This window comes from Burkholderia gladioli, assembly GCF_000959725.1.
In the GTDB taxonomy this organism is placed as follows: domain Bacteria; phylum Pseudomonadota; class Gammaproteobacteria; order Burkholderiales; family Burkholderiaceae; genus Burkholderia; species Burkholderia gladioli.
The window spans coordinates 1167762-1181759 of sequence record NZ_CP009323.1 but is presented as its reverse complement, the minus strand read 5'-3'; the positions used below and the strand labels follow the sequence as shown (position 1 = coordinate 1181759).

The window sequence follows — 13998 nt, the reverse complement described above, 5'->3', positions numbered from 1 at the left end:
CATGAGCACGCTCGATATCCGGCGGCTGTCGGTCGCCTATCCGGGAGAGCGCGGGCGTGAAGGCACGCGCGCGCTCGACGAGGTCGACCTGTCGATCGGGGCCGGCGAATTCGTGGTCGCGGTCGGCGCCTCGGGCTGCGGCAAGACCAGCCTGCTGAACTGCATCGCCGGCTTCGTCGAACCCAGCGCCGGCGAGGTGCTGCTCGACGGCGAGCCCGTCACCGGCCCCGGCGCCGATCGCGGCGTGGTGTTCCAGAAATACGCGCTGCTGCCCTGGCTCGACGTGCTCGGCAACGTGGCGCTGGGGCTGCGCTTCCAGCGCGTCGCGAAGGCCGAGCGCGAGGCGCGCGCGCGCCGGATGCTGGCCCTGGTCGGGCTCGAGCGATACGCGCATGCGCGCGTCTACGAGCTGTCGGGCGGCATGCAGCAGCGAGTGGGCATCGCGCGGGCGCTGGCGGGCGATCCGCGCGTGCTGCTGATGGACGAGCCGATGGGCGCGCTCGACGCGATGACGCGCGAGACCATGCAGGAGCTGGTGCTCGATCTGTGGGCCCGCACCGGCAAGACCGTGTTCTTCATCACGCACGACGTCGAGGAGGCGCTGTTCCTCGGCACGCGGGTGGTGGTGATGACGCCGGGGCCGGGGCGCATCGCCGAATCGCATGAACTGCCCTTCGCGCGGCAGTACGTGCGCACGCGCGATGCGCGCGCGGTGAAGTCCTCGCCCGAGTTCATCGCCTGGCGCGAGCGGCTGATCGGCCGCCTGCATGGGCGCGATACCGATACCGCCAGGGAGGCCGCATGAGCACGACCGACGACGTTCGCGCACGCACGGTGACCTGGCAGACCGGGACGATCGTGAGCGCGGGCGGCGAGGCAGCCGCGCGCGGGTCTCGTGCGACGCTCGCGGCGGCTGGCGCGCGTGCGCCGGCCGGTGCGGGTGCCGGCGATGGCGCGCACGCGGGTGCACCGCACGCGGCCTCGCGTCGGCGGGCCGCGCATCGCGGCGCGCGGCGCCCCGGCGAGGGGCCGACCGCCGCGCTGAGCGCGGCCTCGGTGGCGGGCCTGGCGCTGCTCTGGTGGGCCGCGACGCACTTCGGCTGGGTGCCGCCGCTGTTCCTGCCGTCGCCGGCCACGGTCTGGCGCGCCTTCGTCGACGCCTGGCACGGCAATATCCAGGGCGGCGTGCCGCTGGCCGAGCATCTCGGCTGGAGCGCGCTGCGCGTGTTCGGCGCGTTCGCGCTGGCGGCCCTGTTCGGCATCCCGGCCGGCATCCTGATGGGCGTGAGCCGCGTCGCGCGCGGCCTGCTCGATCCGCCGCTGGAGTTCTACCGGCCGCTGCCGCCGCTGGCCTACCTGCCGCTGGTGGTGATCTGGTTCGGCATCGACGAGACTGCCAAGATCGTGGTGATCTTCCTGGCCTGCTTCGCGCCGATCGCGATGGCCGCGCGCGCCGGCGTGCGCAGCGCCACCGGCGAGCAGATCGCCGCGGCCTGGTCGCTCGGCGCCAGCCCGGCGCAGTTGGTGCGCCATGTGGTGCTGCCCGCTGCGCTGCCCGAGATCCTGACCGGGCTGCGGATCGCGATCGGCTTCGGCTGGACCACCCTGGTGGCCGCCGAGATGGTGGCCGCCACCGCCGGGCTCGGGCAGATGGTGCTGAACGCCTCGAGCTTCCTGCGTACCGACGTGGTGGTGATGGGGATCGTGCTGATCGGCGCGATCGCCTGGGGTTTCGACCTGGCGATGCGCGCGCTGGAGCGGCGTTTGGTGCCGTGGAAGGGGCGGGGTTAGGGCGGGTCTATTGGGTGATCTTGTCGAACACGAGGGGAGGGAGCTTGCGGCGGGGACGGGGCGGGCGCTGCTGCCCGTGACTCGTTCGTCCTGGCTGAAACGCAATGCGCAGGCTGAAGGTCTTGCCGATCGCGTTGAGCGTGTCGAGCGTTGGATTGGCCTTGCCGCGTTCGATCCGGGCGATCAGCGGCTTGCTGAGCTCGACCAGACGTGCGAACTCGGCTTGGTTCACGCCGATCGCCTCGCGTATCCATCGCGTTGCCTCGCCGACATCCGGTCGATTCCGCTCGATGCGTTCCGGTAATGCGTGGCGCAAGGCGCGCAGTTCCTCGGCGGATTTCTTGGCGGAGCGCATCGGCTGTTCCATGCAAGGGATTGGATGCCGGCTATTGCACCAGGACCGTGGGCGATCCGCCATGCGATACGACAAGCGTTTTGGCATCCTTGACGATGCCAAAGATGCGCTTTCAAGCCGTTCCGGGATACTTCGAGATCTCATTTCCAATTTCATCCGGAAGCTAATCCCCCGCAGCCGCTCCCTCACGCCGCGGATCGGCGGTACCCAGCCACAGCGACTGCCCGTCGAGCGCGACGCGCTGCAGCCCGACCAGGTCCGAGGTGATCGGGACGAGCCGCACCTCGTGCCCGCGCCGCCTCAAGCCCTCGACCAGCGTATCCGACACACGTCCCGCTTCCAGCTCGGTCGGCCCGTTGCGCGAGCCGAAGTTCGGCAGGGCGATCGCCTGCGCCACCGTCAGGCCCCAGTCGGTGACGCCGGCCAGCGTCTTGGCGACCGGCATCGCGTCGGCGCCGCCGAGCACCAGCGCCACGCGCCGCGTGCCGCGCTCGAAGGCGATCTCGGGCGTGAGCGAGGAACGCGGCCGCTTGCCGCCGTCCAGGCGGTTCGCGATCGGCCGACCGTGATCGCGCGGCGTGCGCGAGAAGCCCGTCAGCGCATCGTTGAGCAGGAAGCCGCGCACCATCAGCCGCGAGCCGAACGGGTCGCCCAGGCTGGAGGCCATCGCCACCACCGCGCCGTCGTGATCGACCACCGCCAGTTCGCTGGCGGCGGGCGGCGGCGCCAGCGCATCGGGATCGTCGCCGAACGAGGTGGCCAGCGTCGAGTCGGCCGGCACGCCGGCTTCGGCATGACCGAGGCTGGTGTCGCCGATCCGTTGCAGGCGCTGCGCCAGGTAGGTCGGCGCGACCAGCCGTTGCCAGTCGCCGGCCGGCGCCGGTACACGCTCGGGATCGGCCGGGTAGCGCGCGCGGTCCGCATAGGCCAGCCGGCCCGCCTCGCTGAACAGATGCGCGGCCTGCGGCGTCGGCTCCAGGCCGCCGACGTCGTTGCGCACCAGCTTTTGCCCGCCCAGCTTCTGCCAGTCCGGCAGCCCGTCGAACAGGCCGAACATCTGCGCGATCGCCAGGCCGCCCGAGGCCGGCGGCGGCATTCCGCACAAGGTCCACTTGCGATAGTCGCCGCAGAACGGCGTGCGCGGCAGCGCGCGGTAGCGGCCGAGATCCTGCTGCGTGAGCAAGCCCGGATTGGCCGACTGGCCGACCTTGGCGGCGATCTCGCGGGCGATCGCGCCGCTGTAGAACGGGTTCGCGCCGCCGGCCGCGAGCTGGCGCAGCGTGGCCGCATAGGCGGGGTTGCGCAGCAGCGTGCCGGCGGTCTTGGGCCGCCCGTCCTGCTCGTAGAAATAGGCGCGCGCGGCCGGATCGGCGCGCAGGTAGGGATCGGCCGCGATCAGCGCGGCCAGCCGCGGGCTGATCGGGAAACCCTGGTCGGCGAGCTTGATGGCGGGCTGGAACAGGCGTTTCCAGGGCAGCTTGCCGTGCGCTCGATGCGCCAGCTCGAGCATGCGCAGGGTGCCTGGCACGCCCACCGGCCGGCCGCCGGCCACGGTCTGCGCGGGGCCGAGCAGCTTGCCGTCGCGGTCCAGGAACAGGCGCTCGGTGGCGGCGGCCGGCGCGGTTTCGAGGCCGTCGTAGGCATCGGTGGTCTTGTCGTCGGCATAGAGCAGCAGCGCGCCGCCGCCGAGGCCCGAGGATTGCGGCTCGGTCAGCGTCAGCACCAGCTGCGCGGCGATCGCGGCATCCACCGCGCTGCCGCCGGCCTTGAGGATCTCGGCGCCGGCCTGCGCGGCGAGCGGGTTCGCGGCGACGATCATCGAGCGCGCCGAGGACCAGCCCGGCTTGTCGCTCCAGCCGCTGGCGGGCTCGGCGACGCGGCCGCCGAAGGCCGTTTGCGGCAGGCGCTGCGCGGCGCCGCTGGCCGCCGTGGTGCCGAGCGTGGCCGACGAGGACGCCGAAGCCGCTGCCGCGCCGGCTGCCGCGTTGCTCGCGCCTGGCCCGTTCGCGCCGCCGCAGGCCGCGAGCGCGAGGCCGAGCCCGGCGGCGGCCAGCGCGGCCAGCCGTCGAGCGGGATTCGCGGCGGGGAACGTCGCCTGGCGACGGGAGGGTGACGGGCGCGGGCTGGGCCGGTCGGTCATCGTGTACCTCGGGGCATGCGGCGGGGTGGAGCGGCAGCTGTCTCGGGGCTGCCGCGCGGCGGTTGCCCGCGTCGGCCGGTCGGGCCTGGCGCGGGCCGGCTATTGTGACCGCGCGCGCGGCTCGCTGTCATCGGCGAATCCCTCCAATTTTTCGGGTCGCGCGAGCGGCCGTGGCTGCCGGGCGCTTCGGTCGGCCAGGCGCGCGGGGTGAGGCGCGAGCCGCCCGGCCGGAGCGTCAGGCGGCTTGGCGCGCGGGGCCGCTCGCCCGCTCCGGGCTGGAGCGGGACGTGCCTTCCCGGCGGCTCAATCGACCAGCCGCCCAGACAGGCGCGCCTGCTCCAGGATGAAGTCGATGAAGGTGGCGGTGGCGCGCGTGTGATGGCGGTTCGGCATGTAGAGCATCGCCATGCGCGTGCCGAAGATGCTGAGCCGGTAGGCATCGAGCGTGGTGACCACCGCGCCGCGCCGCAGGTCGTCCTGGATCACGTAATCCGGCACGATGCCCACGCCGAGCCCGGCCAGCACCGCCTGGCGCAGGAACAGGAAGTTCTCGGAGATCAGGGTGGGCGCGAGCAGCACCTCGTGGCGGTCGCCGTCGAGGTAGGCGGCGATGCGCAGTTGCCGGCCGACCACCGTGGCGGTGATCAGCGGCGCATCGGCCAGCGCGTCGAGCGTGGCCGGCATGCCGTGCCGCGCGGCGAACTCGGGCGAGGCGCAGGCGACGTAGCGCACCGCGCCCATGTCGCGCGCCACCAGGTTCTGCGGCGGCTCGGACATCACGCGCACCGCGATGTCGACCTCGTCGCGCAGCAGGTCCTCGACGCGATTCTCGAACACCACGTCGAGCACGATGCCGGGATAGTCGCGCTTGAAGGCCAGCAGCCAGTCGGACATCACGATCTGCCCATAACCGCTCGGCACCGACAAGCGCACGCGGCCCTGCAGGGCCTGGCCGAGCGTGGCGACGGTTTCCTGCGCGGCCAGCAGTTCGTGCTGGATGCGCCGGCCGTGCTCGACCAGGCGCAGCGCCACCTCGGTGGGCTCGATGCGGCGCGTGGTGCGCCGCACCAGTTGCAGCCCCACCGACTTCTCCAGTTGATTGAGCCGGTAGCTGACATTGGCGCGGCTCATCTTGAGCCGGCGCGCGGCATTGCTGAGATTGCCGGCATCGAGGATCTCGACCAGCAGGGTCAGCGCATTGAGGTCCATTCCGGCATCCATCGCTTGATTGTCAAAAGAACTTTGACAGCTTGTAAAAGGATCTGGAAATTGTCAATCCGGCTCGATCAATCGAGAATCGTGAATCCGCGAGGCGAGCCGCAACGCGCCCGCGCGCCCGATTCCATCCCAGGAGACACGATGAGCGCCCCGAATCCCTCCGCTGCCGCCGCTGCCGGCACCGTCACGCGCGAACGCCGCGACAAGGTGCTGGTGGTCACGGTCGACCATGCTCCCGTCAATGCGCTGTCCACCGACGTCCGGCGCGGCTTGCTGGAGGCGATCGAGGCCGCCGCCGGCGACGCGGCGGTGGAGGCGGTGCTGATCGTCGGCGCGGGCCGCAACTTCATCGCCGGCGCCGACATCCGCGAATTCGGCAAGCCGCCGCAGCCGCCCGCGCTGCCCGAGGTCTGCCGCCGCATCGAGGACAGCGCCAAGCCGGTGGTGGTCGCGCTGCACGGCGCGACGCTGGGCGGCGGCCTGGAGGTGGCGCTCGCCGCCCATTACCGCCTCGCCCTGCCGGGCGCCACGCTGGGGCTGCCCGAGGTGCTGCTGGGCCTGCTGCCCGGCGCCGGCGGCACGCAGCGGGCACCGCGCCTGATCGGTGCGGCCGCGGCGCTCGACCTGATGCTGAGCGGCCGCCATGTCGGCGCTGAGGTCGCGCGCGAGCTGGGCCTGGTCGATCGCGTGGCGGCCAGTGACGACACGCTGGCCGAGGGCCTGGCCTATGCGCAGGAACTGCTGGCGAAGCGCGCGCCGGTGCGCCGCACGCGCGACGCGCAGGGCCTGGCCGATCGCGCCGCCGCGCAGGCCGCCATCGACGCCGCGCGCGCCGAGGTGGCCAAGCGCTCTCGCGGGCTGTTCTCGCCGCAGCGCATCGTCGAGGCGGTCGAGGCCGCGCTCGCGCTGCCCTTCGACGAGGGCATGAAGCGCGAGCGCGAACTGTTCGTCGAATGCCTGGACAGCCCGCAGCGCGCCGGCCTGATCCACGCCTTCTTCGCCGAGCGCGAGGCGGCCCGGGTGCCCGGGGCGAGCGGGGCGAAACCGCGCGAGATCGCGCGCGTGGGCGTGATCGGCGGCGGCACGATGGGCGCCGGCATCGCGGTGGCGGTGCTCGACGCGGGCCTGCCCGTGATCCTGGTCGAGCGCGACGATACCGCGCTCGCGCAGGGCCGCGCGCGCATCGCCAAGGTGTATGACGCGCTGGTCGCCAAGGGCCGCCTGTCGGATGCGGCGCGCGACGAGCGCATGGCGCGGCTGGCCGGCAGCACCGTCTACGACGCGCTGGCCGAGGTCGACCTGGTGATCGAGGCGGTGTTCGAGGACCTGGCCGTCAAGCAGGCCGTGTTCGAGGAACTGGCGCAGGTCGCCAAGCCGGGGGCGGTGCTCGCCACCAACACCTCCTATCTCGACATCGACGCGATCGCCGCCAGCGCGGGCGAGCGCGCCGCCGACGTGATCGGCCTGCACTTCTTCTCGCCGGCCAACCTGATGAAGCTGCTCGAGATCGTGGTGCCGGCGCAGGTCGCGCCCGAGGTGGTGGCCACCGCCTTCGCGTTCGCCAAGCGGCTGCGCAAGGTGGCGGTGCGCGCGGGCGTCTGCGACGGTTTCATCGGCAACCGGCTGCTCGCGGTCTACCGCGCCGCCGCTGATTACCTGATGGAGGATGGCGCCTCGCCCTACCAGATCGACCGCGCGATCCGCGGTTTCGGCTTCCCGATGGGCCCGTACCAGGTGATCGACCTGGCCGGCGGCGACATCGGCTGGGCCACCCGCAAGCGCCGCGCGGCCACGCGCGATCCGGCGCTGCGCTACGTGGCGATCGCCGATCGCCTCTGCGAGCGCGGCTGGTTCGGGCAGAAGACCCAGCGCGGCTTCTATCGCTACCCGGAAGGCGCGCGCGTGGGCGAGCCCGATGCCGAGGTGGAGGCGATCATCGCCGCCGAGCGCGCGGCCAAGGGCATCGCGCCGCGCGAGTTCAGCGACGAGGCGATCGTGCGCCGCTACCTGGCCGCGATGATCAACGAGGCCGCCAAGGTGCTGGAGGAGGGCATCGCCCTGCGTCCGCTCGATATCGACGTGGTGCTGGTGCACGGCTACGGCTTCCCGCGCCATCGCGGCGGCCCGCTCCACTACGCGGACACGCTGGGCCTCGCCGAGGTGCTGGGCGAGATCCGCCGCTACGCCGAGGAGGACCCGGTGTTCTGGCGCCCGGCGCCGCTGCTGGTCGAGCTGGCCGGGCGCGGCGCGAGCTTCGCGAGCCTGAATCCGGCGCGCTGAGCGCGACGCCTCATCCCGTCAACCCTTTCGTCTCGACCGGAGCCGATACGATGAACCTCGATTTCACTCCCGAAGAAGAAGCGTTCCGCGCCGAGGTGCAGCGCTTCCTCGCCGAGCAGTTGCCGCCCGAGCTGTCGCGCAAGGTCAGGGGCGGCCTGCACCTCACGCGCGAGGACATGCAGCGCTGGCACGCGATCCTGCACGCCAGGGGCTGGCTGGCGAGCCACTGGCCGAAGGAGCATGGCGGCCCGGGCTGGAGCGTGGCGCAGAAATTCCTGTTCGACAACGAATGCGCGATCGCCGGCGCGCCGCGCATCGTGCCGTTCGGCGTGAACATGCTCGGGCCGGTGCTGATCAAGTACGGCAGCGAGGCGCAGAAGCGCCACTGGCTGCCGCGCATCCTCGACGGCTCGGACTGGTGGTGCCAGGGTTACTCGGAGCCGGGCGCCGGCTCCGACCTGGCCTCGGTGCGCACCAGCGCCGTGCGCGACGGCGATCACTACGTGGTCAACGGCCAGAAGACCTGGACCACGCTCGGCCACTACGCGAACATGATCTTCTGCCTGGTGCGCACCGCCACCGACGTGCGCAAGCAGGAGGGCATCAGTTTCCTGCTGATCGACATGAACACGCCGGGCGTCGAGGTGCGGCCGATCGTGCTGCTCGACGGCGAGCACGAGGTCAACGAGGTGTTCTTCACCGACGTGCGCGTGCCGGTGGAGAACCTGGTGGGCGAGGAGAACCGCGGCTGGACCTACGCGAAGTACCTGCTGACCTACGAGCGCACCAACATCGCCGGGATCGGCTTCTCGGTGGCCGCGCTGGAGCGGCTGCGCGCGGTGGCCGGGCGGCTCCTGAAGAACGGCCGGCCGCTGGCCGAGGACCCGCTGTTCGCCGCGCGCCTGGCGCGCGTCGAGATCGAGCTGGAGAACATGAAGACCACCAACCTGCGCGTGCTGGCGGCGGTGGCGGGCGGCGGCGCGCCGGGCGCGGAAAGCTCGATGCTGAAGATCCGCGGCACCGAGATCCGCCAGGAGATCTCCTCGCTGATGCGGCGCGCGATGGGCCCCTATGCGATGCCCTTCGTCGACGAGGCCTTCAAGGCGGATCGCGAGGGCAGGCACGAGGAAGAGCCGATCGGCCCGGCCGAGGCGGCCAGCGCGGCCGCGCAGTATTTCAACAACCGCAAGCTGTCGATCTACGGCGGCTCGAACGAGATCCAGAAGAACATCGTCGCCAAGACGATCGTTGGTCTGTGACGCAGACGGAGGCCCCATGGATTTCAAGCTGAGCGACGATCGCCGGATGCTGTCCGATTCGCTGAACCGCTTCATCGACGAACGTTATGGTTTTCCGGTGCGCGAGCGCATCGCGCGCTCCGAGGCGGGTTACGACGCCGAGCTGTGGCGCCGCTTCGCCGAGCTGGGCGTGATCGGCGCGCTGTTCGAGGAAGCCGATGGCGGTTTCGGCGGCGCCGGGTTCGATCTCGCCGTGGTGTTCGAGAGCCTCGGGCGCGGCCTGGTGGTCGAGCCTTTCCTCGGCGCGCTGATGGCCGGCCGCGCGATCGCGGCGGGCGGTGACGCGACGCAGCGCGAGCGGCTGGCCGCGCTGATCGAGGGCGGCACCACGGCCGCCTTCGCGCATGCCGAGCCGGGCAGCCACTACGAGCCGCACCGGGTGCGCACGCGTGCGGTGGCGGCGGGCGAAGGCTGGAAGCTGGACGGCGCGAAGGCGGTGGTCGAGCACGGCGCGCAGGCGGGCTTCTTCGTGGTGTCGGCGCGGCTCGCCGGCGAGGACGACGCGGCCGACGGCCTGGCCCTGTTCGTGGTGCCGCGCGAGACGCCCGGCCTGACGCTGCGCGACTACGCGCGCATCGACGGCGGCCGCGCGGCCGAGCTGCGCCTCGACGGCGTGCAACTGAAAGCGGGCGCGCGGCTGGCCGGCGACGGCGCCGAGCTGCTCGAGCGCGTCACCGGCTTCGGCCTGTTGGCCCTGGCCGCCGAGGCGATCGGCGCGATGGAGGTGGTGAAGACGCAGACCATCGACTACCTGCGCACGCGCAAGCAGTTCGGCCTGCCGATCGGCAGCTTCCAGGCGCTGCAGCATCGCGTCGCCGACCTGCTGCTGGAGATCGAGCAGGCGCGCTCGGCGGTGATCAACGCGGCGGCCGCGCTGGAGGCGCCGCGCGCCCAGCGCGAGCGGGCCTTGTCTGCCGCCAAGTACACGATCGGGCGCATCGGCACGCGCGTGGCCGAGGAGGCGATCCAGCTGCATGGCGGAATCGGCATGACCTGGGAGCTGCCGCTCTCGCACTACGCGAAACGGCTGGTGATGATCGACCATCAGCTCGGCGACGAGGATCACCACCTGGCGCGTTATATCGCGCTGGGGCGCGGCTGAGGCGAAGGTGTCGGTGCGGGTGCGGCTGGCGGGCCGCCCCGGCGCCCCCGCTCCGCTCGTGTCGCGTAAACGGCCCGACACATTATTTCCCAATCGTCCGGAATACCGGACGCACCGCTTTCCGGATTTCCGGAAAATCGGATTGCGTGCGCCGCGCCAATTTCCATAAAACGATAAGAATCAATGGCTTGCCCGCTGTCGCCAAGCTGGCATCGAGCTTGCGTATATCTGTCGCAAGGCCGATCCCCCGGCCGGACAACGACAGCAGCAAGGAGACAACCGATGACGCCCCACCAGTATCCTTCCCCCCGGATGGTCTGAGGCCGTCGCTTGTTGCGGCACGGCAGCCGCGCGGGCGAATGGCTTCCCCCTGACATTCGTCCGCGCGCGTGACGCCGGTTCTCTAGGCTCACTTCACCCCTCTGGAAACTGGACTCATCGTGAAGAAGAAACCTTTCTATAAAGTGCTCTATGTGCAGGTGATCTTCGCCATCATCGTCGGCGTGATCCTCGGCCACTACTATCCGTCCCTCGCGGTCGACATGAAGCCCCTCGGCGACGGCTTCATCAAGCTGATCAAGATGGTGATCGGCCCGATCATCTTCTGCACGGTGGTGACCGGCATCGCCGGCATGGAAGACATGAAGAAGGTCGGCCGGGTCGGCGGCAAGGCGCTGCTGTACTTCGAGATCGTCTCGACCTTCGCGCTGGTGCTGGGCCTGGCGGCCACCCACCTGCTGCGTCCGGGCGCCGGCTTCAACATCGATCCGGCCACGCTGAACGGCAAGGAAGTGGCCTCCTACGCGGCCAAGGCGCACGGCCAGTCGACCGTCGACTTCCTGATGCACATCATCCCGAACACCATGTTCGATGCCTTCGCCCAGGGCGAGATCCTGCAGATCCTGCTGATCGCGCTGCTGTTCGGCAGCGTGCTGGCGCACCTCGGCGAGCGCGGCAAGGTGGTGACCGACTTCATCGAGGGCACCAGCCGCGTGCTGTTCGGGATCGTCCACATCATCACCAAGCTGGCCCCGATCGGCGCGTTCGGCGCGATGGCCTTCACCATCGGCAAGTACGGCGTCGGCTCGCTGATCCCGCTGCTCAAGCTGATCGGCACCTTCTACCTGACCTCGGCGGTGTTCGTGGTGGTGGTGCTCGGCGCGATCGCGCGCTTCACCGGCTTCTCGGTGATCCGCTTCGTCGGCTACATCAAGGAAGAGATGCTGATCGTGCTGGGCACCAGCTCCTCGGAAGCGGCCCTGCCGCAGCTGATGGAGAAGCTCGAGAAGGCCGGCTGCTCGCGTTCGGTGGTGGGCCTGGTGGTGCCGACCGGTTACTCGTTCAACCTCGACGGCACCAACATCTACATGACGATGGCCGTGCTGTTCATCGCCCAGGCGACCAACATCGAACTGACCTGGATGCAGCAGCTCACGCTGCTGGCGGTCGCGATGCTGACTTCGAAGGGCGCCAGCGGCGTGACCGGCGCGGGCTTCATCACGCTGGCCGCGACGCTGGCCGTGGTGCCGACCATCCCGCTGACGGGCATGGTGCTGATCCTCGGCATCGACCGCTTCATGAGCGAATGCCGCGCGCTGACCAACATCGTCGGCAACGGCGTGGCCACCATCGTGGTGTCGGCCTGGGAGAAGGAACTGGACCGCAACAAGCTGCGCGCCGCGCTCAACGGCGAACTGGCGGCCAGCGATACCACCGCGAAGGCGTAACAGGTGAAGCAGGAAGCAGCGGCGCGCGAGAAGCCGCCGCTGCGCGGCGGGGCCGGCACCGGCGGCGCGAGAGCGTTCGAGCGGGCCGGCCCCGCATCGATTGGCGCGGGCGGCTATGCCACAATAGGCGATTCCCATTTTCCGGAAACCGCGAACGTGAAGCGCCGCCTGCTCGTTCTGCTCGTGCTCGTCGCGCTGCTGGCCGCCGCCTGCGCGCTGACCTGGACGATCACCTGGCAGCGCGGCATCGACGAGCTGCGCCGCAACGCGGGCGTGCGCGTCGATCGCACCACCAGCGCGCTCAAGAGCACGCTGGACCGCTACGAATCGCTGCCCTACCTGCTGGGCGGCCATCCCTTCGTGCAGGACGTGCTGGCCAACGTCGACACGCCGGGCTACGTGGAGCGGGCCAACCGCTACCTCGAGGACCTGAACCGGCACGCGCACGCCACCACCACCTACATCATCGGTGCCGACGGGCGCTGCGTGGCGGCCAGCAACTGGCGCGACCCCGACAGCTTCGTCGGCATGGAATACCGCTTCCGGCCTTACTTCATCGACGCCATCAAGGGCGGGGTGGGCCGCTTCTTCGGGATCGGCACGGTCTCGCACGATCCCGGCTACTACATCTCGCAGCCGGTGCGGCGCGAGGGGCGCATCGTCGGCGTGGCGGTGGTCAAGCTCAACCTCGAATGGTTCCAGGGCGCCGACGCCTCCGAGCCGCTGGTGGTGGCCGACGATCACGGCGTGATCTTCCTGTCCTCGGTGCCGGCCTGGAAATACCACACGCTCAAGCCGCTCACCGGCAGCGTCGCCGATTCGATCTACGCCACGCGCCAGTACGCGCAGCAGCCGGTCACGCCGGTGCCGATCCGGGTCGAGCGCGTGCTCGGCCCGGGCGCCGAGATCGTGCGGATCGGCGCCGGCATGCGCGCGCCGCGCTACCTGGCCACCCAACGCCGGCTCGGCGAACCCGACTGGCAACTGGTCACGCTCGCGCCGATCGAGCCGGTCGACACCGACGCGCGCAACGCCACCGTGGTGACCGGCTTCGGCGTGGTCTCGATCTTCCTGCTGGCCTTCTACTGGCGCATGCGCCGCGCGCGCGTCAAGGAGATGATCCGCGGCCGCGCGCTGCTGCAGAACGCCTACGCGGAGCTGAACCAGCGCGTGGCCGAGCGCACCGCCGATCTCTCGCAGGCCAACGAGCAGTTGCAGAAGGAGGTCGGCGACCGGATCCGCGCCGAGCTGGAGCTGCGCGCCGCCCATGACGAGCTGGTGCAGGCCAGCAAGCTGGCCGCGCTCGGCCAGATGGCGGCCGGCATCACCCACGAGCTGAACCAGCCGCTGGCGGCGCTGCGCAGCTTCTCCGACAACACGCGGGTGCTGCTCGAACGCGGCGAGCAGGCCGCCGCGCGCGACAACCTGGAGGCGATCGCCTCGCTGACCGAGCGCATGGGCAAGATCACCAACCAGCTCAAGCTGTTCGTGGGCCGCGCGCGGCCGCGCAACGAGCGTGCCCAGGTGGCGCGCGCGCTGCGCAACGTCGTCTCGCTGCTGCGCGAGCGGCTGCAGGCGGTGAACCTGGAAGTCGAGCTCGACGATGCGCTGCATCCGGGCCAGGGCCCGGTGCCGCTCGATGCCTCGCTCGAATACGCCGACCTGGTGGCGATCTGCGAGGACCTGCGCCTCGAGCAGATCCTGATCAACCTGCTCGGCAACGCGCTCGACGCGGTGGCCGGGGTGGCGGCGCCGCGCATCCTGGTGAGCATCGAGGCGAATCCCGGCACGATCGTGATCACGGTGGCCGACAACGGACCGGGCGTGCCGCCCGAGCTGCTGCCGCGCCTGTTCGAGCCGTTCTTCACCACCAAGGAGATGGGGCGCGGGCTCGGCCTGGGTCTCGCGATCTCCTCCTCGATCGCCAGCGACGCGGGCGGCTCACTGCAGGCGCGCAATGCGCCCGAGGGCGGCGCGGTGTTCGTCTTGACGCTGCGCCGCGCCCGCACGCATCATCCGCAGAGTTTCGCGACCGGCCGCTGACCATCCCTTGACTATCCGCGCCGGTCGCGGCATCGAACCATATT

Annotated in this window: 11 protein-coding genes; 7 read left to right on the top strand and 4 right to left on the bottom strand. The window is 70.9% G+C overall.

The features are described from left to right. Nucleotide 1: 1 nt before the first annotated feature. The gene (locus BM43_RS22185; RefSeq protein ID WP_036049043.1) at nt 2-805 is read left to right on the top strand and encodes a taurine ABC transporter ATP-binding protein; all 804 of its coding nucleotides are present in this window, start codon (nt 2-4) and stop codon (nt 803-805) included. Beyond that, a complete protein-coding gene (locus BM43_RS22180) occupies nt 802-1791 on the top strand; it encodes an ABC transporter permease subunit (RefSeq protein ID WP_036049046.1) in 990 nt (329 codons plus the stop codon). Before BM43_RS22185 ends, BM43_RS22180 begins: the two co-directional genes overlap by 4 nt. 7 nt (nt 1792-1798) lie before the next feature. Here the strand turns inward: BM43_RS22180 and BM43_RS39295 are convergent, their stop codons facing one another. The 3 genes from BM43_RS39295 to BM43_RS22165 form a co-directional block, all read right to left on the bottom strand. Then, entirely contained in the window at nt 1799-2146 is a 348-nt protein-coding gene (locus BM43_RS39295; protein ID WP_036049049.1) for a helix-turn-helix domain-containing protein, read from the bottom strand. Nucleotides 2147-2309: 163 nt separating this feature from the next. Further along, nucleotides 2310-4286 carry a gamma-glutamyltransferase family protein gene (locus tag BM43_RS22170; protein ID WP_036049051.1) on the bottom strand — a complete coding sequence of 659 codons (1977 nt, stop codon included), beginning with the start codon at nt 4284-4286 and terminating at the stop codon, nt 2310-2312. A 303-nt stretch (nt 4287-4589) separates the two neighbouring features. Then, on the bottom strand, nt 4590-5495 hold the full coding sequence (locus tag BM43_RS22165; RefSeq protein WP_017922003.1) for a LysR family transcriptional regulator: 906 nt from the start codon (nt 5493-5495) through the stop codon (nt 4590-4592). 150 nt (nt 5496-5645) lie between these two features. Here BM43_RS22165 and BM43_RS22160 point away from each other — a divergent pair, with 150 nt between their 5' ends. Genes BM43_RS22160 through BM43_RS22150 form a run of 3 tightly spaced genes read left to right on the top strand, consistent with a single transcriptional unit; the run spans nt 5646 to nt 10184 of the window. Next, nucleotides 5646-7784, top strand: coding sequence for a 3-hydroxyacyl-CoA dehydrogenase NAD-binding domain-containing protein (locus BM43_RS22160; RefSeq protein ID WP_036049054.1), 2139 nt, complete (start codon nt 5646-5648; stop codon nt 7782-7784). 50 nt (nt 7785-7834) lie between these two features. After that, on the top strand, nt 7835-9043 hold the full coding sequence (locus BM43_RS22155) for an acyl-CoA dehydrogenase family protein (RefSeq protein WP_036049057.1): 1209 nt from the start codon (nt 7835-7837) through the stop codon (nt 9041-9043). A gap of 16 nt (nt 9044-9059) precedes the next feature. Next, nucleotides 9060-10184 carry an acyl-CoA dehydrogenase family protein gene (locus BM43_RS22150; RefSeq protein ID WP_042285104.1) on the top strand — a complete coding sequence of 375 codons (1125 nt, stop codon included), beginning with the start codon at nt 9060-9062 and terminating at the stop codon, nt 10182-10184. Nucleotides 10185-10266: 82 nt separating this feature from the next. Here the strand turns inward: BM43_RS22150 and BM43_RS40715 are convergent, their stop codons facing one another. Continuing rightward, complete coding sequence (locus BM43_RS40715; RefSeq protein ID WP_124083955.1) at nt 10267-10455, bottom strand: hypothetical protein; 189 nt, start codon at nt 10453-10455, stop codon at nt 10267-10269. Between the two features lie 169 nt (nt 10456-10624). Between BM43_RS40715 and BM43_RS22145 the strand changes: the two genes are divergently transcribed. Together BM43_RS22145 and BM43_RS22140 are read left to right on the top strand one after the other, a co-directional pair. After that, the gene (locus BM43_RS22145; protein WP_036036300.1) at nt 10625-11911 is read left to right on the top strand and encodes a dicarboxylate/amino acid:cation symporter; all 1287 of its coding nucleotides are present in this window, start codon (nt 10625-10627) and stop codon (nt 11909-11911) included. 3 nt (nt 11912-11914) lie between these two features. Then, a complete protein-coding gene (locus BM43_RS22140) occupies nt 11915-13954 on the top strand; it encodes a sensor histidine kinase (protein ID WP_036049063.1) in 2040 nt (679 codons plus the stop codon). Nucleotides 13955-13998: the final 44 nt, after the last annotated feature.